The organism is Photobacterium aphoticum (genome assembly GCF_001029435.1).
GTDB lineage: Bacteria > Pseudomonadota > Gammaproteobacteria > Enterobacterales > Vibrionaceae > Photobacterium > Photobacterium aphoticum.
The window spans coordinates 15,869-38,447 of record NZ_LDOV01000015.1; the positions used below are offsets into that span (position 1 = coordinate 15,869).

Genomic DNA, 22,579 nt, shown 5'->3' on the forward strand with positions numbered 1-22,579 from the left:
AACCTCCAAAAGATTACATTCCGACCATGTTGTTCAAAGCAATGATCGGCATAAGGGTAGCAATAACAATAAACATCACGATGCCGGCCATCGCGACAATCAATAAAGGCTCAAACACCCCGAGCGCCATGTTCACCAAGGACTCAAAATCACGATCCTGGTTATCCGCCGCACGGGTCAGCATCTGTTCGAGTTCACCACTGCGCTCACCACTGGCGATCATGTGCAGCATCATCGGTGGGAACAGTTTGGTTTGCTCAAGCGACACTCGCAGGCTTGCCCCTTCGCGTACCTTATCGGCGGCTTCGCGAATTTGTTTATTGACCCAGGTGTTGGTCATCACATCAGACGCGACCTGCATGCCTTCCAGCAGCGGGATCGCACTCGAGGTACAAATCGACAGGGTACGGGCAAAACGGGACGTGCTCAGGCCACGGGCTACCTTGCCGATCACCGGCAACTGCAGCACCCGTCGGTCCCACGCCAAACGGAAGTTGGGCTTTTTCAGGGCAAACTTGATCCCCGCCACCAGCGCGATAATGCCGATCAGGACAAATAAGCCCCAGTTCAGCACAAAGTCACTGGCCGCCAGCAACACTTCAGTGATCCCCGGCAGCTGCTGGCCCATCTGGACGAACTGATCGACAATCTTCGGTACCACGGTCGCCAGCAAGAAGGCCACCACGGAAATCGCAATGATGGTCAGCATGGTCGGGTAAATCATCGCCTGCTGCAGTTTGCTGCGCATTTGCTGGCGGTTTTCCGCATAATCGGCCAGACGGTTCAGTACCGTATCGAGGTGACCGGATTTTTCCCCGGCCGCCACCATGGCACGAAACAGCTGATCAAAAATATGCGGGTATTCCGCCATACTGTCTGACAGGGTGTAACCTTCCACCACGCGCGAACGCACCGCCAGCATCATGTTTTTCAGGCGCGGCTTTTCACTTTGCTCCGCCACCGCTTTCAAACACTCTTCCAGCGGCATGGACGCTTGCACCAAGGTCGCCAGCTGACGGGTGATCAGCGACAATTCACTGGTGCTGATCCCCCGGCGCAGTTGAAAACCACCGGCCGCTTTTTTCTTTTCACGCTCACGGGTCTGGGTCACATCAACCGGGATCAGCCCCTGCTCACGCAATTGCTGTCGCACCTGACGGGCGGTATCGCCTTCCAGCACCCCTTTTTTCTGACGCCCTTTGGCATCGAGCGCCTTATATTCAAACGCCGCCATCTTAGCCCTCTTTGGTCACCCGCATCACTTCCTCTAGGGTCGTAATACCGGCTTTTACCTTCGATAAACCGTCGTCTCGAATACTTGGTGTGTGCGCGCGAATGGCTTTTTCAATCGCCGTTTCACCCGCTTCCGAGTGGATCAATTCCTGTACCTGCTCATCCACGATCAGCAATTCGTGAATACCGGTACGGCCTCGATAGCCTTTCTGGTTACACGCTTCACACCCTTTAGCATGGTAGAGGGTCAGGGATTCGTCTGCTGCCAAACCAAACAATTGCTTCTGCGCGGCATCGGCTTCATACGGTTCACGGCAACTCTTACACAGGGTACGCACCAGACGCTGAGCCAATACGCCCAACAAGGACGAGGAAATCAGGAACGGTTCAATGCCCATATCGCGGATACGGGTCACCGCACCAATTGCGGTATTGGTGTGCAAGGTCGACAACACCAAGTGACCGGTCAACGATGCTTGTACTGCAATCGCTGCCGTTTCCTGGTCTCGGGTTTCACCGATCATCACCACATCCGGGTCCTGACGCAAAATGGCACGCAGGGCACGGGCAAAGGTCATGTCGACTTTGGTATTCACCTGGGTCTGGCCGATACCGTCGATATCAAATTCGATCGGATCTTCCACCGTCAGGATATTACGCTCGGAACCGTTCAGCTCCTGCAAACCCGCATACAAGGTCGTCGACTTACCCGAACCGGTTGGGCCGGTCACCAGAATAATGCCGTGCGGACGCTCAATGATGCGACGGAAGTTGGCGTGGATTGCCGGGGTCATCCCCAGACTGTGCAAGTCCAGACGGGTGGCGTTTTTGTCTAACAGACGCAATACCACACGCTCACCGTGTGACGATGGCATGGTCGACACACGCACGTCGACAGCACGACCACCGATACGCAATGAGATACGGCCGTCCTGTGGAATACGCTTCTCGGCGATATCCAGACGAGCCATGACCTTGATACGTGACACCAGCAGCGGCGCCAGTTTACGGCTTGGCTGCAGCACTTCACGCAGAACGCCGTCGACACGAAAACGGATCGACAGCTTCTTCTCAAAGGTTTCGATGTGAATATCCGACGCGGCCTCTTTGATGGCTTCGGCCAACATGGCGTTGATCAGTTTGATGATCGGCGCGTCGTCTTCGGACTCCAGCAAATCTTCCGTTTCCGGCAGATCTTCCGCCAGAGCAAAGAAATCATCATTGTCTGAGCCCAAGTCTTCCATCAGTTGGCGCGCTTCCGAGGAGTCACGCTGATACGCTTCGGTTAACTTGAGTTCAAACGCGTCGTTGTCCAGCTCACTCGGGGCAAAAGGCCGCCCCGAGACACGACGGATCTCGGTCAGCACGCTCGCGCTCAGCTGACCGGTGTAGAACAGGGTCACATCCTGTTCCGTCATTTCCAGCACCACGCGGTGACGCTTGGCAAACGAAAACGGTAACCGGAAGCGCGGCTGGGCCTCTGGCTGCAAACGCGCATCTTCCATTATTGATCACCCTCTAGCTGAGCCACGAACGCACGCACTTCTGCCGGCAACGCAATGTCATCACCGTACTTCGGCAACAACGGCGTCGCGGTATTTGGCATCAAGCGCAGGCCCTGATCTTGGCGGTACAACTGCTCGGCACGGATGTAGTTGTACTTACGCTGGGTGATCCCGTCCGCCGTCACACCATCACGAATGATAGTCGGCTTGATGAACACCATCAGGTTGGTTTTGGCTTTGGTGGTATTGGTCGACTTGAACAAGTGGCCCAGTACCGGAATGTCACCCAACAGCGGAATTTTCTGCTCGCTCTCGTTGGTTTGATCTTGGATCAAACCGCCCAGTGCAATCATCTGGCCGTCTTGTACCAGTACCGACGTGGTCAACTGACGTTTCGAGAAACGTACGTCCACCGCCCCGTCCGCACCCAGTACGTTCGACACTTCTTGTTCAATTTTCAGCTGGACCGAGTCACCTTCGTTGATCTGCGGAGTCACGTTCAGCTTGATACCCACTTCCTTACGCTCAACGGTCTGGAACGGGTTGTCATTGTTCGAGCTGGAGGTCGAACCGGTCACCACCGGCACCTCTTCACCGACGATGAACGACGCTTCGCCGTTATCCATCACGGTAATGCTTGGCGATGACAGAATGTTGGAGTTACGGTCTGAGGCCACGGCATTCACCAGCATGGTCCAGTCCCCCATCACGATACCCAGTGCGGCACCGTTCACGCCGCCCAGTACGCTGGCCAGTGTGCTGAAATCCCCGTCTTCGGTAATGGTACGGACCTGCTCGATACCGTTGGCATCAATATAGGTTTCACTGCGGGTGGTTTCCTTGGCATCTTCCAGACCGACAGCGTATTGCGAGATCGGTACCCCAGAGTTACCAAACTGCACCACACCGCCATCCAGCGTGCCCCACTGCACCCCGAAGTTCACGCCGTCACCTTCTGACAGCTCCACAATCATCGCTTCAATCAGTACCTGTGCTCGACGGATATCCAATTGGGCAATGATGTTTTCCAGCGCGCGCATGATATCTGGCGGCGCCGTCAGGATCAGGGCATTGGTATCGACGTGGGCAGAAATCATCACGTCATTCTTGCCCCCCGCCGATTTCCCGTTACCGTTTTTCTCGGCCTGCAGGTTGTCGGACACCCCTTTCAGGACATCGACCATGTCTTCGGCATTGGCGTATTTCAAATACACCACGCGGTTATTCCCCGAAGAAGCCATTTCTTTATCGAGCTGGCGGATCAAACGCTTCAAGCGCTCACGCACTTTCGGATCACCCGACAGCAAGACGGAGTTGGTACGGTCATCGGCCACCAACTTTGGCTGCAAAAATTCCGGCGTCGATTTTGCGTCTGCCGTCTTATTTAAGGCATCCACAATACGCACCATTTCCGCCGCTGAGGCATTACGCAGCTCGACCACATCAATTTCTTTGTCACCGGCGCGGTCAACACGCTCGATGATTTCTGCCAGACGGTTTACCGTCGCGGCACGGCCGGTGATCATAATGATGTTAGCCGGATCGTAGTGCACCACGTTACCGGCGCCGGCGTTATCGTTCAGCTGACGCAATAGCGGCGACAGCTCACGCACAGAGACGTTACGAACCGCAATAACACGGGTCACGACTTCATCGCCTTTGACCGTGTTGCCATCACCCACTACCGGAATGGCTGAGATTTTCGCGTCTTTATCGCGGACAACTTTCAGGACACCGTTGTCCATTTCAACAACAGCGAAACCATAGACTTCAAGCACGTTGAGGAAAAACTGGTAATACTGTTCATCATTAAGCAGATCATAGCTGCGCACATTCACCTGGCCGCGCACTGCAGGATCGACAATGATTGTCTTTTGCAGGTTACGTCCAACAATGTTGATGAACTCCTGAATATCGGTTCCTTTGAAACTGGCACTAAACTCACTTGCGAGTGCTGAGCTACACATCAAGCTGCTCAGTAGCCAGAGGGCACTTTTACCCATCCATTTTTTCACAAATAACTCCTGCGCTATCGCATGTTCGCCTTGAACCACTACTGCAGCTCAATGTAGATATCATGTAACTGACCTTCACGTTCAACGGTCAGCGTAAAGTCCGTGGCATTTGATAACTCCGTCCACAATTTTGCCATTACGGCTGCATCGGTTAAGTCGTTGCCATTCAGACTTACCGCCAGATCATTGGTTTTCAGGCCAACTGCGTCAAACAATGCTCTGTCCTTACCCGGGTTCACTCGGTAGCCCACCAGTGCCCCATCCCGCTTCACCTGAGACAATCGAATGTAGCTAAACAGCGACTGCGGCTTCTCAAGAATTTCTTGCTTAATGCGCCCAAGCTCTGACGCCGGTTTGGCAGCTGGGGTTGGCGCTGGTCGCTTCGCGACCGCCGGGCGTGCGGGGGTAGACGCTTTATTAAAATCGACCCCATCAAGCATCAGGGTTTCGTCGCGGCCATTGTTACGGATAATGACGCGATCGGCATACACCGCCTGCAAGGTGGCACGGGTGCCATCAATGGCTTCATCAATACCGTATGTGTTTTGTTTGCCACGGTGGGTGATCACGGCCAGAGCCGTTTTCGCATTATTACTGGCAACCAGACCCACCAGAGTCAGGCTTAAGCGGGTTTGCGGCGCATCCTGCTTCACAGGCTGCTTTTGTTCTACCACGGGTGCATTTTTCTGATACCGGCCAAACAGATTCATAGCCAAAATTTTCGGCACTTCATCACGCCCTGCCGCAACATTGCCTGAGGCAACAACCGGGGCAGGCTGCCAACGTGCAGGCGCCACGGTCGGCTGGAAGAATGACCACACAAGACGCCCTAAAATCCAAGCAAAGAGAATGACTAAAAACCACGTCAGGAAGCGAGTGAGTGAGCGAACGGAAACCCAGCGCTTCGACTGCAATGCCCCTAACCAATTTGCTGCTACCATGAAAAATCCATTGTCCTGCGGAAATTAATAAATAAGCGTGAAGCCAAGGACTTCACAGGATACCGTCCCAAGGGTGAAACAGCATCGTAAAATTGCTACTAGATAACATATTACCAAAAGAGATCACGGAAAAATTACATCAACTATCAATAGACTAGCTATTTTATGCAAGATATTCCCAAATTGTCGTTGAAATCCCGAGTCAATATCACCATTTAATTACTCTTGACCGCATGCTGACGCTGTGTCGGCAATATGGTACTTTTACCGCCCTTTGGCGAAGGAGCAAATTGTGGGCCAGCACACATCCCATTCGGACACCTTACAAGTGCGTCTCGATAAATGGTTATGGGCAGCACGTTTTTATAAGACGCGCTCCATTGCCCGCAATATGATCGATGGCGGCAAAGTGCATTACAACGGTCAGCGCACCAAGCCCAGCAAACTGGTGGAGGTCGGCGCTGAACTGCGCATCCGACAGGGTAATGAAGATAAAACCGTCATTATCGAAAAACTGTCTGACAGCCGTCGCGGTGCCCCTGAAGCACAAACCCTTTACCGGGAAACCGCAGAAAGTCTTCAGCGACGTGAAGAGCACGCGACCTTGCGTAAACTCCACGCTTTTGACAGCCCGAGTCCCGAGAAGCGTCCGGACAAAAAGCAACGACGCGATATAATTAAGTTTAAAAGTAATTCCAATTAATGCGATTAGGTAACAAGATCGTGAAATAGTTTCACTTTCGTGGAACTAAGCCGCAAATTGGAACTTCTAGTCACCTGCTGGAGAATACAAGCGAATGACAAAAGACAGTCTACACCGTTACCTGTTCGACGGTGTTTCCGTACGTGGTGAATTGGTTCAGCTAGGCGAGACCTACCAAGAGATCATTTCTAGCCAGGCTTACCCGGCACCGGTACAAACCCTATTGGGTGAACTGCTCGTGGCAACCAGCCTGCTGACCGCCACACTGAAGTTTGAAGGTTCGATCACTGTACAGCTACAGGGCGACGGTCCCGTATCACTGGCGGTGATCAACGGCGATCACAACCAGCAGCTACGTGGTGTAGCGCGTTGGAATGGTGACGTCCCTACCACAGGCTCAATCCATGATCTGATGGGTAAAGGCCACATGGTGATCACCATCACCCCTGAGAAAGGTGAGCGTTACCAAGGCGTGGTTGGCCTGGAAGGTGACAACCTGGCAGCGTGCCTAGAAGGTTACTTCAACAATTCTGAGCAGCTAAAAACCCGTATCTGGCTACGCACTGGCGAGCTAAACGGTGAAGCGAAAGCAGCCGGTATGTTGTTGCAGATCATGCCGGATGGCCAAGGCCATGAAGGTGATTTCGCGCACCTAGAACAACTGACTGACACCGTGAAGAACGAAGAGCTGTTCAGCTTGGACGCGCAGGATATCCTATACCGTCTGTACCACCAAGAAACGGTACAACTTTTTGAACCACAAGCAGTTAGCTTCCAGTGTGGTTGTTCACGTGAGCGCAGCGCATCGGCGATCTGCTCCATTGACCGCGCGGAAATCGATCGCATTGTGGCAGAAGACGGTAAGATCTCGCTGCACTGTGATTACTGTGGCAGCAGCTACGACTTCGACAACGTTGATGTCGCTGCACTGTTTGAAAATGCCGCTGCAAGCAACAGCAACCAGGTGCATTAATTAGTCATTCTAATTAAGCCTGAAAGTTAATTACAAAAAGCCAGCCTCGCGCTGGCTTTTTTTATGCCTCTAACGAATTTCCCTTCTTTTACTGAAACTTAGTAACACGTAAGTTACGCTTTTTTCAGAACAAATATTAATCATTTGAACTGGCGCACAAGCTTCACAGCACGGTAAACTTATTCACTCTAAACATTTAAAACTTTTACTTATCCTTAACTTTTTAATGGTTAATTTTTGATAAACATCCCTGATTTACCCCCTTAGGGTTGCTAGCATGGTCAACAGTTAAACAACATCTTACCCAAGGAGCACCTATGACAGTCATGAACGTCGAAAAAAAGGTTGCAAAAAATATGAACCTATCACAATACGGTATCAGCAATGTTACAGAGATTGTTCGTAACCCAAGTTATGAAACTCTGTTCGAGGAAGAAACCAAACCCGGCCTGGAAGGATACGAAAAAGGTATCGTGACAGAGCTAGGTGCTGTTTCTGTTGATACAGGTATTTTCACCGGCCGTTCACCAAAAGATAAGTTCATCGTAAAAGATGACACCACCAAAGATACCCTATGGTGGGCAGACCAAGGCAAAAACGATAATAAGAGCATTGGTCAGGAAGCGTGGAATGATCTGAAAGAACTTGTGACTAATCAGCTATCGGGCAAACGTCTGTTTGTGATCGATGGTTACTGTGGCGCCAACCCTGATACCCGCCTATGCATTCGTGTGATCACGGAAGTGGCATGGCAGGCGCACTTTGTGAAGAACATGTTCATTCGTCCAAGTGACGAAGAACTGGAAAGCTTTGAGCCAGATTTCGTCGTGATGAACGGCGCGAAGTGCACGAACCAGAAGTGGGAAGCGCACGGCATGAACTCTGAAAACTTCACCGTTTTCAACCTGACAGAGAAAATGCAGCTGATCGGCGGTACATGGTACGGCGGCGAAATGAAGAAAGGTATGTTCGCGATGATGAACTACTTCCTTCCGCTACAAGGCATCGCGTCTATGCACTGTTCTGCGAACATGGGTAAAGACGGTGACGTGGCGGTATTCTTCGGCCTGTCTGGCACAGGTAAAACAACCCTGTCTACCGATCCAAAACGCGCTCTTATCGGTGATGATGAGCACGGCTGGGATGACAACGGCGTCTTCAACTTTGAAGGCGGCTGTTACGCGAAGACCATCAACCTGTCGAAAGAAGCAGAACCTGATATCTACAATGCGATCCGCCGTGACGCACTGCTAGAAAACGTCACAGTTCGCAGCGACGGTGCGATTGACTTCGACGACAACTCGAAGACAGAAAACACCCGTGTGTCTTACCCAATTTACCACATTGAAAACATCGTTAAGCCAGTATCAAAAGGCGGTCACGCAAACAAAGTGATCTTCTTGTCTGCCGATGCCTTCGGTGTACTACCTCCAGTGTCTAAGTTGACACCAGAGCAAACCAAGTACCACTTCCTGTCTGGTTTCACCGCGAAACTGGCCGGTACTGAGCGCGGCATCACTGAGCCAACGCCAACCTTCTCTGCCTGTTTCGGTAACGCGTTCCTGACGCTACACCCAACTAAGTATGCAGAAGTACTGGTTAAGCGTATGGAAGCTGCAGGCGCTGAAGCTTACCTGGTGAACACCGGCTGGAACGGCTCTGGCAAGCGTATCTCTATCCAAGATACACGCGGTATTATCGATGCGATCCTTGATGGCTCTATCGATACCGCTGAAACCAAGCACATTCCAATCTTCAACCTTGAAGTACCAATGGCACTACCAGGTGTGGATCCAGAAATCCTTGACCCACGTGACACGTACACTGACCCACTACAGTGGGAAAGCAAGGCGAAAGATTTGGCAGAGCGCTTTATCACCAACTTTGACAAGTACACGGATACCGCAGAAGGGGCAGCCCTGGTTGCAGCTGGCCCTCAGCTAGACTAATCCCTGATCTCGTCAGTACAAGCCCCTCTTTATGAGGGGCTTTTTTATGCTTGCGACCCCGCTTTTCCCGCTTAATAATGACATCAACTGTCGCCATATCTGGGAGTGTGCATGCGCCTGTTAGGGAAACTGACTGCTACCGTTATTATTCTGCTGCTTGTGAGCGTCATTCTGTTTCTCACGCTGCTGCATACCCGCTTTGCCACACCGGTGGTGGTATGGACGCTGAACCAACTCAGTCCGTATCCGATCACGGCGACCCACGTGGACTACACATTGCGCGAACCGCTCAGCGTCGCGATCACCCAGCCCCGCCTGCAACTGGATGAGACCCATGCGTTGCAAGCTGACCGCCTCGCGCTTTGGCTGAGCCCGCACACCCTGACTCAGTGGCACTGGCAGTTTGATACCATTTTGATCGACCGCCCGCAGTGGCCAGCCGCCACCCATGACAAGACAACAACCCCCTTCTCTCTGCCGTTTGCACTACCCGCGATCCAATCACAACGCTTGGCCCTGCGTAATGTGTCCGGTGAGTGGCAAGGCCTGCAACTGACCGACGGCCAGTTGGAATGGGATCAGTGGGACTATCACCCCGACACTCACACACCGTTCTGGCAGCAGAGCCAAGGCAATGTCCGCTTAGCGGCGAAACAACTGCAATGGCAGGATATCACCCTGCACAACGTGTTGATTGACGGCGAACACCACGACCAGACCTGGCTGCTACACGGCCTCTCGGCTCAGTGGCAGCACACCCGTCTCAATGGTCAGGCAATATATGACCACCAGCGCCACCACGTAACCGTGGCGCAGCTCACCCTGAGTGACGGGCAATGGCAAACCGCTACACCACTGGCACAACTGCAGCACGATGTCCTGGCGCGCATTCCCCGCGATCTCACCGCCACTATTGAGCGATTAGACATCCTTAACACCAGTATGGAAACGGCGGATTTCACGCTCAATCAAGCCAGCCTGTCACTAGAAAACTGGCAATGGCCACAAGCAGTCAATACCCAAACGGATGCCTTGCTGTCGTTCAGCGCCGACAGCGGTCGCTGGCATGACACCGCCTTTACCGATCCGCTCCTCGATCTTGCCTTCAGCCCGAATACCATCACCCTACAAGGGGCGGCAGTCAATTTAATGGAGGGTTATGTACAGGCCGCCGGCAGCCTGAGCCCGCACCAATGGGCGCTGGATAACCTCAGCATCAATGGCATCAAATGGCTGTTACCGGCCGACTGGCGCACTTCACTAATGGCCCTGATGGCCCCGTTGCAACAAGCCACACAAGCACCGTCCCTTCGTATCAAACAGCTGGCGATCCGCCATACCAACCTGACCGACAGTAACGCCGAGTGGCCGTGGCAGATCAGTGGCCTGAACCTCGACGGACACGATCTGACACTGATGGAAAACGGGCAATGGGGCTTGTGGCACGGCGAGTTGACCAGCGGCGCGCAACTGGTGAGCCTGAATACGGTGGAGATGCAGGCACCGTGGGTAGACATGAGCGCGAAAGAGGGCGACTGGCAATTGCATCAGGCCATTTTGCCGTTCAAAGATGGACTACTGGATATCAAAGGCCACTGGGCGTTACACCAACAAGGGCAACCGTGGGCACTCGCCGTCAATGGTGACAGCCTGCCTACCCACCTGCTTGCACAATGGCTGGATCTGCCACTGCCAATCCACGGGAAAATGGACATAACTGGACAGGCAGAAGGGTTGGGGCAAGACGCGGTGAGCTTGGCTTACAGCTTGGCAGGGGATATCGAGGTGAGTTTTCGTGATACCCGCTTGGCAGGCTCACCCGAAGCGCTATGGCAACAGTGGACGCAAAGAAAACCGGGACAGGCAGAAACCGTAACGACAACGAGCCCCCGCCCAGATGCGGTGATAAGCACCGAGATCACCACAGAGCAAGATCTCAACCAAGATCTCAACATCGCACCTCAGGCCATCACCTTATCGCCGCTGCGCCTGCACAGCGAGCGCGGGCAGATCCGCTTTACACCGATGACCTTAAACAGCCCGACCCTGCAAGCGACCTTACAGGGGGAGGGGGAGTGGGATCTGGCCAAGCCTGATACACAGCAAATCCAGCTAAAAGCACGCTATGACTGCCAGCAACTCCACCGTCAGTGGGCGGGAGCCAGCAGCACAGCATCAACAGGGGATCACGCCTCGGCGTCGTCGATTTCCGTCTCCTCCACCGGGTGTGCGGGGAACAACATATAGGTACCGGAAAACGTCGCCGCTAAGGTTTCATCACTGTAGACCTGCACCTTAACCATCACGCGCCCTTTGCGGCGCTGGGCCAGACGTTCGACGTCTCCTTGCAGATCTTCGACCGTGACCACCGCGCGCGGACGCTCGCGAACCGGCGACAAATAACGGATATGGCTGTCGGCCAGAATAATGTCAGCTTCCAGTTTGCGCTCTTTGAGCAGCATCCAGGTAAAGCCCCACCCGGCGAGGGTCGCCATGGTGAAGATACTGCCGGCAAACATGCTTTCATTGGGATTGAGATTGGCATTAATAAGGGCGCTGACTTCAAACCGGTACCCAGTGTACTGGCTGATCCGCACCCCCATCTTTTCACTGATCGGGATCTGCGCCTGCCACAAGCTTTGCAGCTCCTGACACCATTCGGGATGGCGCACCACCTCATTCATCGGATCGAGGCGTTTGAGCATTTGCTGATGGCGCACCGGCCCCCGCTCTTCGCTCAATTCGCCCTGGTTGGTAAAACCACTGCGGGCATAAAACGGAATCGCCTCTTCCCGCGCATTACACACTAACCGCTTGGCCCCTTCCTGGCGAGCCAGCGATTCGAGCGCCATCAACACAATGGCGCCCATGCCCTGATGACGGTGATCCGGGTGCACCGCCATGTAACGGATCTGACCATCGTTATCCGGCGTCATATACAGTCGCCCAATCGCAATGGTCTGTCCGTTGTCACTCACAATCATGCGATGACAGCTCATGGCATCATACGCATCCCGCTCTGATCCCACCGGCATGTGCCAAGGTTCACGCAGCATCCGCCACCGAAAATCGTAATAGCGGGCCAGCTCGTCATCCGTTTTAGGGGTGATCAGTCGAAACATGAAATCCTTCTCCTGCTTGTCGTTATGCGGGCATTGCCCGTGATTCTGTCCTTATACCTGCAACCAGAAGGTCACAGGCCCGTCATTGAGCAAGGCCACTTTCATGTCTGCGGCAAAAATACCGGTTTCTGTTTGGATGCCGTTGTCTTTACAACACGCCACAAAATACTCGTACATGCGCTCGGCATCTGTCGGGTGTGCGCCGGTCGAAAAGCTCGGACGCATGCCGCTTTTGGTATCGGCCGCCAGAGTAAACTGCGACACCACCAACACACTGCCACCTGCTTGCTGCACGTTCAGGTTCATCTTACCGTTGTCGTCTTCAAACACGCGGTAACCTAACACCTTATCACGCAATCGCTTCGCTTTGGCTTCATCATCGCCTTTTTCGACGCCCAGCAACACCAACAGCCCCTTGCCAATCGCACCGGTCACCTGACCGTCTACCGTGACACTGGCTTCGCTTACGCGCTGAATAAGTGCAATCATTCTTTCCTTACCTATTATCGTTTATTTCGAGTGTTCTTGATTCTCAGATGCCGGATGCGCCGTTTCTGAGGGCAGGTGTTGTGCCTGCGCGATGGCTTCTAGTTCCGCCACCGTCGGCACGGTCGGCTGGGCCGCTTTACCGTCCGGATGCCAGTGCTTACGTTCCCCGAGACTGGCGGTGATCTCCGCGCCAAACAGCACGATACACCAACACAGGTACACCCACACAAACAGGATAGGCACCACCGCCAATGCACCGTAAATCACCTGGTATGACGGGAAGTTGGAGATATACAGGGCAAAGCCCTTCTTGCTCAGCTCAAACAACACGCTGGCAATCACCGCCCCTAACAGGGCATGGCGAAAACGCACCTTGGTATTAGGTACCAGCAGGTACAAGCCTAAGAAAGCACTGCTCGACATCAATACCGGCAACCAGCGCAGCGTGCGCTGAAACAGCCCGTTGACCGCTTCACTGTCGAGCAAATTGAGCGAGCCCAAATAGGAGCTGACCGCAATACTTGAACCCACCAACACCGGGCCCAATGTCAGCACCATCCAGTAAATGGAAAACGAGATCACCGGACGGCGCTTTTCATGCACCCGCCAGATGTAGTTCAGCGACTGATCAATTGATGAAATCAGCATCATCGCCACCACAAACAGCGCCCCGATCCCCACCGCCGTCATCTTGCCGGCATTGGCCACGAATTCATTGAGGTATTGTTTCACCACCTCGCCCGCTGCCGGGACAAAATTCTCAATCACAAAGTTTTGCAGCAGCTCACCGAGACCGGCAAACACCGGAAATGTCGACAGCGCCGCAATCACCACGGTGATCAACGGCACCAGGGAGAGCAGCGTCACATACGCCATCGACCCTGCCGTTACCGTGAGTCGATCATGGCTAATCCGGTGATGTAAATAGCCCATATACGCTACCACAGTCTGCACCGATTGCCGCCAGTGGTGCTTGCCAGTTATCTTTTTGTCAGCCATAGTCATGTCAATATTTGCTTGTTTTCTCTTTAAAATGCCCGTTAGAGAAGATTCTAGAACACTTGGAGATCCTTATGCCCTATCTACTTGTTATCCTGCTCAGTCTGGCCACATTAACTGGGTGTCAAAGTGCCTATTATTCTGCCATGGAACAAGTCGGGATACACAAGCGTGAGATCATGGTTGATCGCGTCGAAGAAGCCAATGAAGCCCAGCAAGAGGCACAAGAGCAATTTACCAGTGCCTTGGATGCCCTAAAAGCCGTCACCCAGTTTGATGGCGGTGAGCTGGAAACCGTCTACAACCAGATCAACGATCAATATGAAGCCAGCAGTGATGCCGCTGAGCGTGTGAGCGAGCGCATTGCCGCGATTGAAGATGTAGCGAACGCACTCTTTGATGAATGGCAGGATGAATTGTCGCTGTACACCAGCGCCACGCTGCGCCGTGACAGTGAACGCAAGCTCAATGCCACCAAAGCGTCTTACAACCGCATGTTAAGCGCCATGCACCGCGCCGAGAAGAAGATGACGCCGGTACTGGACACCCTGCGTGACAACACCCTGTACCTCAAGCATAACCTGAACGCGGCCGCGATTGGTTCACTGCAAGGGGAATTCAGCAACCTGCAGCGTGATATTCAACGCGCCATCACCGACATGGAAGCGGCGATTGCGGAATCTGAACGCTTCATCGCGCACCTGAACAAAGCCTAATACGATCCGCCCTGCTACGCGGTGGCAGGGCGATGATTGGCATAAGCATATGCCATTCGCATTGGCATCCACCTCTCCCCCGCAAGACACACCCTCACGCCGTTTCAGTCAGACACGCCACCACCCAGTCCACGCGTTCCGCCACCGTGCCCCACGGCACCTCAACCACCGCATAGCCTAGCGCCTGATAGGTGCTCACCAGCTGCTGATGGATCTGCAACGCTTCTTCAAAGCTGTGTGGACGCTCGTCATCCTGCACATAGATCTCGGCACGCGGCGCACAACACAATACGGTGCCATGATAGCCCTTAGCGGCAGCCTGATAGGCCTCACTGACCGGTACGCCACCGATGGTCAGGTAGGCACAAATATCCCCAATGGCGCGATCGACAAACGCCAGCGTCGTGCTCTGCTGCGCCTCTGCACGCTGCTGCCCCATCACATCTAAACACAACGCCGCAAAGCGCGGTAAATCTGTCCACGGCAATATGCCGTCAGGCAACGCCGCCTGCTCACGGATCAATAAACGGGAGGCTTCCGGAAAAGTGGTATAGCCACGTGCGCCCAACGCGCCTAACAAGGTCGTTTTTCCGGCCCCCGGGCCACCGGTGATGATGATCGGTTCCATGCTGTTCTTCTCGTGTTCCTGGCTTTTCCAAAGCCGATATCCAATCGCGATTTACAAACCCAATATCTAGGTCCAATCTCCAGGCCCAATTTCCAGGCCCCCAGATACAACAATCCCCCCATGGTCAGACCGATGGGGGGATTGGATTAGCTACAAGCTGTCAGCAATTATTTTGCAGTACGGCTTGCACGCTTACGATCGTTCTCAGTAAGAAGTTTCTTACGGATACGGATGCTTTCAGGTGTTACTTCAACTAGTTCGTCATCATCGATGAATTCTAGTGCCTGCTCTAGCGTGTACTTGATTGCTGGAGAAAGAACCTGTGCTTCATCAGTACCTGATGCACGAACGTTAGTTAGCTGCTTACCTTTCAGACAGTTAACAGTCAGGTCGTTAGAACGGTTGTGAATACCGATGATCTGACCTTCGTAAACTTCATCTGCGTGCTCAGCGAACAGACGGCCACGCTCCTGTAGGTTGAACAGGGCGTAAGTCAGTGCTTTACCGGTTGCGTTAGAGATCAATACACCGTTGTTACGCTGACCGATGTTACCGCCTTTGTGTGGGCCGTAGTGGTCAAACGTGTGGTATAGCAGACCAGAACCAGAAGTCAGGGTCATGAACTCAGTCTGGAAGCCGATCAGGCCACGAGAAGGCATCATGAAGTCCATACGAACACGGCCTTTACCGTCTGGTGCCATGTCAGTCATCTCACCTTTACGTAGGCCGATGTTTTCCATGATACCGCCCTGATGCTCTTCCATCACGTCGATAGTTACCGTTTCGAACGGCTCTAGTAGATCGCCATTTTCGTCACGCTTGATGATTACTTCTGGACGAGATACTGCAAGCTCGAAGCCTTCACGACGCATGTTTTCGATCAGGATAGACAGGTGAAGTTCACCACGGCCTGATACGCGGAATTTGTCTGGGTCTTCAGTTTCTTCAACGCGCAGTGCAACGTTGTGTACCAATTCTTTCTGTAGGCGCTCAAGGATGTTACGTGAAGTTACGTACTTACCTTCTTTACCCGCGAACGGAGACGTGTTCACCTGGAAAGTCATGGTTACCGTTGGTTCGTCAACAGATAGCGGAGTTAGCGCTTCTGGTGTGTTCACGTCACAGATAGTGTCAGAGATTTTCAGCTCGCCAAGACCTGTGATAGCGATGATGTCACCCGCTGTTGCTTTCTCAACATCGTGACGCTCAAGGCCTAGGTAACCTAGTACTGTACCTACTTTACCGTTACGCTTCTTACCGTCAGCACCTACCACACAAACCTGCTGGTTAGGAACAACAGAACCACGCGTTACACGGCCAACACCGATAACACCAACGTAAGAGCTGTAGTCTAGCTGAGAGATCTGCATCTGTAGGGCACCGTCAACGTCAACGTCTGGCGCTGCTACGTTGTCAACGATCGCCTGGAACAATGGTTCCATGTTCTCGCCAGTTTCGCCTTCTTCTAGGGTTGCCCAGCCGTTCAGTGCTGATGCGTAAACCACTTGGAAGTCTAGCTGTTCGTCAGTTGCACCTAGGTTGTCGAATAGGTCAAATACCTGATCCATTACCCACTCAGGACGTGCACCTGGACGGTCAATCTTGTTAATAACAACGATTGGCTTCAGACCGTGTGCGAACGCTTTCTGCGTTACGAAACGAGTCTGAGGCATAGGACCATCTACCGCGTCAACGATAAGAAGTACAGAGTCAACCATCGACATGATACGCTCTACTTCACCACCGAAGTCGGCGTGTCCTGGGGTATCTACGATGTTGATGCGGTAATCATTCCAGTTGATCGCTGTGTTCTTAGCAAGAATGGTAATACCACGCTCTTTTTCGATGTCGTTGGAATCCATTACGCGTTCTTCAACTTCACCGCGAGACTCTAACGTGCCAGACTGCTGAAGCAGTTTGTCAACCAGGGTGGTTTTACCGTGGTCAACGTGCGCAATAATTGCGATATTTCTTAATTTATCGATCTGTGGATTAGACATGGATTTCACATTCACTCAGAACATGCAGCGGCCGGATGGCGCCACTTGGTTAAAAAAACGGCTCATAATCTAACAGATTTTACGCCAAAACCCACGTAATATGTGATTTATATCACCGCCTTTTTTCTTCTTCTTGCCTAACCCCGATTTTTTTCTGCCATTTCTGCCAAGAAATCCAACAAACTGCCCCGATAAAGCGCCTGTTTTATTCCGCTCAGCCAATTGACAATATGCCGCTGTGGGCTAATGTAGATACGCACTTCGTTGTCGGGAAAAACGCACAAACGCACCATTTTGGTGCAAGCAATCCCTACAATGGTGCAAAGGAAGGAATTTTACGCCTCAGAAAAGCCAGGAATGCGCTATTTTGGGGCTTTGAAAAGTTGGCACGGTTCTCGCTTATATCAAATCAAGCGAGCGAAGAGCGCTCACACATTATTTTGTTGCGGCCCGTTGCCCAATCTAACACCGGAGGTTACTCAAGATGTCAGTTGAAAACGTACTAGCGCTGATCCAGGAAAACGAAGTGAAGTTTGTTGACCTACGCTTTACCGATACCAAAGGTAAAGAGCAGCATATTTCTATCCCTTCTCACCAAATCGATGCTGACTTCTTTGAAGAAGGTAAAATGTTCGATGGTTCATCAGTTGCTGGCTGGAAAGGCATCAACGAATCAGACATGGTGATGATGCCGGATGCTGCAAGCGCCGTACTGGACCCATTCACCGAAGATGCCACGCTAAACATCCGCTGTGACATCCTAGAGCCTGCAACAATGCAAGGTTACGACCGTGACCCACGCTCTATCGCAAAACGCGCTGAAGACTTCATGCGTGCCACTGGTATCGCAGACACCGTACTGGTTGGTCCTGAGCCAGAATTCTTCCTGTTCGACGATGTGAAATTTGCCACTGACATGTCTGGCTCTTTCTTCAAAATCGACGACGTAGAAGCGGCATGGAACACAGGTTCTGATTTTGAAGGCGGTAACAAAGGTCACCGTCCAGGCGTGAAAGGCGGTTACTTCCCAGTGGCGCCAGTGGATTCATCACAAGACATCCGTTCTGCTATGTGTTTGATCATGGAAGAAATGGGCCTAGTGGTAGAAGCACACCACCACGAAGTGGCGACAGCGGGTCAGAACGAAATCGCAACGCGCTTCAACACGCTAACCACTAAAGCGGATGAAATTCAGATCTACAAGTACGTGGTACACAACGTGGCACACGCATTTGGTAAAACGGCGACCTTCATGCCTAAGCCACTTGTGGGTGACAACGGCTCAGGTATGCACGTGCACCAGTCACTGGCTAAAGACGGTGTGAACCTGTTTGCGGGTGACAAGTACGGCGGTCTGTCTGAAATGGCACTGTACTACATCGGCGGTATCATCAAGCACGCACGTGCAATCAACGCCTTTGCAAACCCTGCAACCAACTCGTACAAGCGTCTGGTTCCTGGCTTTGAAGCACCGGTAATGTTGGCTTACTCTGCACGTAACCGTTCTGCGTCTATCCGTATCCCTGTGGTACCAAGCCCGAAAGCACGTCGTATCGAAGTGCGTTTCCCAGACCCAGCAGCCAACCCATACCTGGCGTTCGCAGCGATGCTGATGGCTGGCCTTGACGGTATCCAGAACAAGATCCACCCAGGCGAAGCGATGGACAAAGACCTTTACGATCTACCGGCAGAAGAAGCGGCAGAGATCCCTAAAGTGTCTGAATCTCTACAGGTTGCACTAGAAGCACTGAACGACGATCGTGAGTTCCTAACGGCTGGCGGCGTGTTCTCTGATGACTTCATCGATTCATATATCGCATTGAAATCTCAGGACGTTGAGCGTATCAACATGACAACGCACCCACTAGAGTTTGAACTGTACTACTCTGTATAAGTAACGAACTGAGAGAACACCCTAGAGAATATGGCCAGCCTCACACGCTGGCCTTTTTTTTATTGCTGCCCCGAAGGGGACTCCGAACAATAGACGGATCATCCACAGCCATAGCCTAAACTCATGAAAATACGTACCCTCACGCTTTTGATCGGCCTTGTCATCGGCATGTCAGGCATGGCCGTGGCCGACACTATCTACACCTGGGAAGATGAAAACGGCGTGATCCACTTTACCGATCAGCCCAGCCCGGAAGCCAAAGTGCTCGACATCAAACCGCCGAAACGCCAAAGCGCACCCGCACCGGCTGCCAATGACACCGCTGGCGATGCCACCACGGCGGCCCATGCCGACGACGAGGATGAGGCCAACCTGCCAGCGGCTGCCGTCACCCTGCTGTCCCCGAGCCACCAGCAAACCCTGCGTGATAACAGCGGGAATATTCAGGTCACCGCCAACAGCAGCCGTAAACTGAAAAAAGGCCATACCGTCCGTCTGTTACTCGATGGCAAAGTCGAAGGCCGCGCCCAAACTCAACTGCAATGGCAGCTCACCAACATCAACCGAGGCACGCATACCTTGCAGGTGGAATTGCTGAAATACGGCAAGGTAATTGCATCATCAGATAAGATCACTGTGTATCTGCACCGTGCCGGCGTTAACCAGAAACGGACGACCCCGCAACCTCGCTGATCGTCCCCGCAGATTTTCGTTCACGATACCGGATAGACAGGCTACACTTGAATGCACCAATTTGGTGCATCGATACTTTCATGCACCACCATGAATGGCATCCACAAGGACGGTAATTGTGACGGTCGAGTTTTCTTCCCTGATTCTTGATAATCTGGTGACGGCGGTTGTGCTGCTGGATGAGCAGCTCACTATTCATTATGTCAATCCCGCTGCCGAGCAACTGCTCGCCTGCAGTAAACGCAGGATGGATAACACCCGCCTGCCGGATCTGTTGCAGCATACCTCGCTCGACCTCGCCCTGTTACCGGCGATCCTGCAAAGCGGCCAAGGCCTGGCCGACAGTGATGTCACTGTCGTGATCGACGGCCGGCCACACCGGTTAGAGCTCAATGCCAGCCCGCTCTCTTGGCAGCGTGAACTGCTGATTTTGCTTGAGCTCAAGCCCATTGATCAGCAGCGACGGATCAGCCAAGAGCTCAGCCAGCACGCCCAGCAACAAGCCGCCAAAGAGCTGGTACGGGGCTTGGCCCATGAAATCAAAAACCCCTTGGGGGGTCTGCGCGGCGCAGCACAGTTACTTGAGAAAACCCTGCCCGATCCGAGCTACACCGAATACACCCAAATGATCATCAGTCAGGCCGATCGCCTGCGTAATCTGGTCGACCGCCTGTTAGGCCCGCAGCGGCCGGGCACCCGCCATGCCGGCAATATTCACGCGGTACTGGAAAATGTCCGTCAGCTGATCAGCATCGACGGCGGCGACAACATTCACATTCACCGCGACTACGATCCGAGCCTGCCGGATTTCACCATGGATCCCGAACAGCTCGAGCAAGCGGTGCTCAATATTGTCAGTAACGCCGCGCAGGCGCTGCAATCCCATGGCGGCGGCAACATCACCCTGACAACCCGTACTGCCCATCAGGCCGTGATCCACGGACGCCGGTATCGTGTGGCGGCGAAAATCGACATCATTGATGATGGCCCCGGGATCCCACGGGACATTCAGGACACCCTGTTCTATCCCATGGTCACCGGACGAGAAGGCGGCACCGGACTCGGCCTGTCTATCGCCCAAAACCTCATCGACCAGCATCAGGGCAAGATTGAAGTGGTCAGTTGGCCGGGCTACACCAAATTCACCCTGTATTTACCCATTAAATAGTCGCGACACCATCGCCATGCCGGCCAATCACGACAGCCGTGAAAAGGCCGCGCACCAACGGCAGCACCGCATAACGACAATTCCCCCGTCGACGTCACGGGGGCACAACATGAGGAAGGTTTATGAGCAAAGGTTTAATCTGGGTCGTCGATGATGACAGCTCGATCCGCTGGGTACTGGAAAAGACCCTAACAGCGGCCGGACTGGCCTGTGAGGCCTTTGCCGATGCTGACAGTGTGATCGCCGCGTTAGAGCGCAGCGTCCCCGATGTCCTGGTCTCTGACATTCGCATGCCGGGCATGGACGGCCTCACGCTGCTGAAAAACCTGCACCGCGATCACCCGACCCTGCCGGTTATCATCATGACCGCCCATTCCGATCTCGATGCCGCCGTCAATGCGTATCAGGAAGGGGCGTTTGAATACCTGCCCAAGCCGTTTGATATTGATGAAGCGGTCAGCTTGGTCGAACGGGCGGTGACCCACAGCCAGGAGCAAAAACGCCAGCAGCAACCTGAGCCGCAGGTGACGAACGCACCGGAAATCATCGGCGAAGCCCCGGCGATGCAGGAAGTGTTTCGCGCCATTGGCCGGTTATCCCGCTCCTCCATTTCCGTGCTGATCAATGGCGAATCCGGTACCGGTAAAGAGCTGGTCGCGCATGCCCTGCACCGTCACAGCCCGCGCAGCCACAATGCGTTTATTGCCCTGAACATGGCAGCCATCCCGAAAGATTTGATTGAATCGGAACTGTTCGGCCATGAGAAAGGCGCGTTCACCGGTGCCAACAGCGTGCGACAAGGCCGCTTTGAACAGGCCAACGGCGGCACGCTGTTTTTGGATGAAATCGGCGACATGCCGCTGGATATTCAGACCCGCTTATTGCGCGTGTTGGCTGACGGACAGTTCTATCGGGTCGGTGGCCATTCGCCGGTCAATGTGGATGTACGCATCATTGCTGCCACCCACCAGCATCTGGAAAAACTGGTCGCCGACGGGGATTTCCGTGAAGACTTGTTCCACCGTCTCAACGTGATCCGCATTCATTTGCCGTCGCTCAAAGATCGCCGACAGGACATTCCACAGCTCACCCGTCATTTCCTCAAGCGCGCTTCTGATGAATTAGGGGTGGAAGTGAAAACCCTGCACAGCGACACCGAACAACGCCTCACTGCGCTGGACTGGCCGGGTAACGTGCGCCAACTGGAAAACACCTGCCGCTGGCTGACCGTGATGGCGAGTGGGAAAGAAATTCTGCCAGCCGATCTGCCGCCGGAGCTGCTCACCCCCACGACCATCACGGTGGAAGACGCGCCGCAACACTGGCACCATGCGTTAGAACAATGGGCGCTGGACAATCTGCGCCAAGGCCAGCAAAACCTGCTGGGTGAAGCCTTGCCAGAGTTTGAGAAGATCTTGCTTGAAGCGGCACTGGCCCATACCCATGGCCACAAACAAGAAGCGGCCAAACTATTGGGCTGGGGACGTAACACCCTGACCCGCAAGCTGAAAGAGCTCAATGTAATGTGCGATTAAGCCCGCTGCCTATACC

The 22,579-nt window shown here is 53.4% G+C and carries 18 protein-coding genes; 9 read left to right on the forward strand and 9 right to left on the reverse strand.

Features of this window, described 5'->3' with window-relative positions; all coding sequences use genetic code 11:
• Nucleotides 1–13: 13 nt before the first annotated feature.
• The 4 genes from gspF to gspC are packed head-to-tail and all read right to left on the reverse strand — an operon-like array spanning nucleotide 14 to nucleotide 5,694.
• Nucleotides 14–1,234: a type II secretion system inner membrane protein GspF gene (gspF, locus tag ABT58_RS07935; protein WP_047873864.1), complete on the reverse strand. Its 1,221-nt coding sequence runs from the start codon at nucleotides 1,232–1,234 to the stop codon at nucleotides 14–16.
• A gap of 1 nt (nucleotide 1,235) precedes the next feature.
• Nucleotides 1,236–2,738, reverse strand: a complete 1,503-nt coding sequence (gspE, locus tag ABT58_RS07940) for a type II secretion system ATPase GspE (RefSeq protein ID WP_047873865.1) — start codon at nucleotides 2,736–2,738, stop codon at nucleotides 1,236–1,238.
• Entirely contained in the window at nucleotides 2,738–4,753 is a 2,016-nt protein-coding gene (gene gspD / locus ABT58_RS07945) for a type II secretion system secretin GspD (RefSeq protein WP_047873931.1), read from the reverse strand. The genes gspE and gspD overlap by 1 nt, the downstream gene beginning before the upstream one ends.
• Before the next feature lie 38 nt (nucleotides 4,754–4,791).
• Nucleotides 4,792–5,694, reverse strand: coding sequence for a type II secretion system protein GspC (gene gspC / locus ABT58_RS07950; protein WP_047873866.1), 903 nt, complete (start codon nucleotides 5,692–5,694; stop codon nucleotides 4,792–4,794).
• 292 nt (nucleotides 5,695–5,986) lie between these two features.
• On the opposite strand from gspC, the gene hslR reads away from it, so the two are divergent.
• The 4 genes from hslR (at nucleotide 5,987) to ABT58_RS07970 (ending at nucleotide 11,566) form a co-directional block, all read left to right on the forward strand.
• Nucleotides 5,987–6,397: a ribosome-associated heat shock protein Hsp15 gene (gene hslR, locus ABT58_RS07955; RefSeq protein WP_047873867.1), complete on the forward strand. Its 411-nt coding sequence runs from the start codon at nucleotides 5,987–5,989 to the stop codon at nucleotides 6,395–6,397.
• Nucleotides 6,398–6,491: 94 nt separating this feature from the next.
• On the forward strand, nucleotides 6,492–7,370 hold the full coding sequence (gene hslO, locus ABT58_RS07960; RefSeq protein ID WP_047873868.1) for an Hsp33 family molecular chaperone HslO: 879 nt from the start codon (nucleotides 6,492–6,494) through the stop codon (nucleotides 7,368–7,370).
• A gap of 317 nt (nucleotides 7,371–7,687) precedes the next feature.
• Nucleotides 7,688–9,319, forward strand: a complete 1,632-nt coding sequence (pckA, locus tag ABT58_RS07965) for a phosphoenolpyruvate carboxykinase (ATP) (protein WP_047873869.1) — start codon at nucleotides 7,688–7,690, stop codon at nucleotides 9,317–9,319.
• A 111-nt stretch (nucleotides 9,320–9,430) separates the two neighbouring features.
• A complete protein-coding gene (locus tag ABT58_RS07970; RefSeq protein ID WP_047873870.1) occupies nucleotides 9,431–11,566 on the forward strand; it encodes an AsmA family protein in 2,136 nt (711 codons plus the stop codon).
• On the opposite strand, the gene ABT58_RS07975 is transcribed toward ABT58_RS07970, so the two are convergent.
• Genes ABT58_RS07975 through ABT58_RS07985 form a run of 3 tightly spaced genes read right to left on the reverse strand, consistent with a single transcriptional unit; the run spans nucleotide 11,506 to nucleotide 13,929 of the window.
• Nucleotides 11,506–12,441, reverse strand: a complete 936-nt coding sequence (locus ABT58_RS07975) for a bifunctional GNAT family N-acetyltransferase/hotdog fold thioesterase (protein WP_047873871.1) — start codon at nucleotides 12,439–12,441, stop codon at nucleotides 11,506–11,508. The genes ABT58_RS07970 and ABT58_RS07975 overlap by 61 nt on opposite strands.
• Before the next feature lie 51 nt (nucleotides 12,442–12,492).
• Nucleotides 12,493–12,930, reverse strand: a complete 438-nt coding sequence (gene dtd, locus ABT58_RS07980; RefSeq protein ID WP_047873872.1) for a D-aminoacyl-tRNA deacylase — start codon at nucleotides 12,928–12,930, stop codon at nucleotides 12,493–12,495.
• 21 nt (nucleotides 12,931–12,951) lie between these two features.
• Nucleotides 12,952–13,929 (reverse strand): virulence factor BrkB family protein, encoded by a 978-nt coding sequence (locus ABT58_RS07985; protein ID WP_053063025.1) that lies wholly within the window; start codon nucleotides 13,927–13,929, stop codon nucleotides 12,952–12,954.
• Between the two features lie 74 nt (nucleotides 13,930–14,003).
• Here ABT58_RS07985 and ABT58_RS07990 point away from each other — a divergent pair, with 74 nt between their 5' ends.
• A complete protein-coding gene (locus ABT58_RS07990; protein WP_047873874.1) occupies nucleotides 14,004–14,645 on the forward strand; it encodes a DUF2959 domain-containing protein in 642 nt (213 codons plus the stop codon).
• A 94-nt stretch (nucleotides 14,646–14,739) separates the two neighbouring features.
• Here the strand turns inward: ABT58_RS07990 and ABT58_RS07995 are convergent, their stop codons facing one another.
• Together ABT58_RS07995 and typA are read right to left on the reverse strand one after the other, a co-directional pair.
• Nucleotides 14,740–15,273, reverse strand: coding sequence for an AAA family ATPase (locus tag ABT58_RS07995; RefSeq protein ID WP_047873875.1), 534 nt, complete (start codon nucleotides 15,271–15,273; stop codon nucleotides 14,740–14,742).
• A gap of 167 nt (nucleotides 15,274–15,440) precedes the next feature.
• On the reverse strand, nucleotides 15,441–17,273 hold the full coding sequence (gene typA / locus ABT58_RS08000) for a translational GTPase TypA (RefSeq protein WP_047873876.1): 1,833 nt from the start codon (nucleotides 17,271–17,273) through the stop codon (nucleotides 15,441–15,443).
• 484 nt (nucleotides 17,274–17,757) lie between these two features.
• Here typA and glnA point away from each other — a divergent pair, with 484 nt between their 5' ends.
• The 4 genes from glnA (at nucleotide 17,758) to glnG (ending at nucleotide 22,563) form a co-directional block, all read left to right on the forward strand.
• The gene (gene glnA, locus ABT58_RS08005) at nucleotides 17,758–19,167 is read left to right on the forward strand and encodes a glutamate--ammonia ligase (RefSeq protein WP_047873877.1); all 1,410 of its coding nucleotides are present in this window, start codon (nucleotides 17,758–17,760) and stop codon (nucleotides 19,165–19,167) included.
• Between the two features lie 123 nt (nucleotides 19,168–19,290).
• On the forward strand, nucleotides 19,291–19,860 hold the full coding sequence (locus tag ABT58_RS08010) for a DUF4124 domain-containing protein (RefSeq protein WP_047873878.1): 570 nt from the start codon (nucleotides 19,291–19,293) through the stop codon (nucleotides 19,858–19,860).
• 118 nt (nucleotides 19,861–19,978) lie between these two features.
• Nucleotides 19,979–21,028: a nitrogen regulation protein NR(II) gene (gene glnL / locus ABT58_RS08015; RefSeq protein WP_047873879.1), complete on the forward strand. Its 1,050-nt coding sequence runs from the start codon at nucleotides 19,979–19,981 to the stop codon at nucleotides 21,026–21,028.
• A 122-nt stretch (nucleotides 21,029–21,150) separates the two neighbouring features.
• Nucleotides 21,151–22,563 (forward strand): nitrogen regulation protein NR(I), encoded by a 1,413-nt coding sequence (gene glnG, locus ABT58_RS08020; RefSeq protein WP_047873880.1) that lies wholly within the window; start codon nucleotides 21,151–21,153, stop codon nucleotides 22,561–22,563.
• Nucleotides 22,564–22,579: the final 16 nt, after the last annotated feature.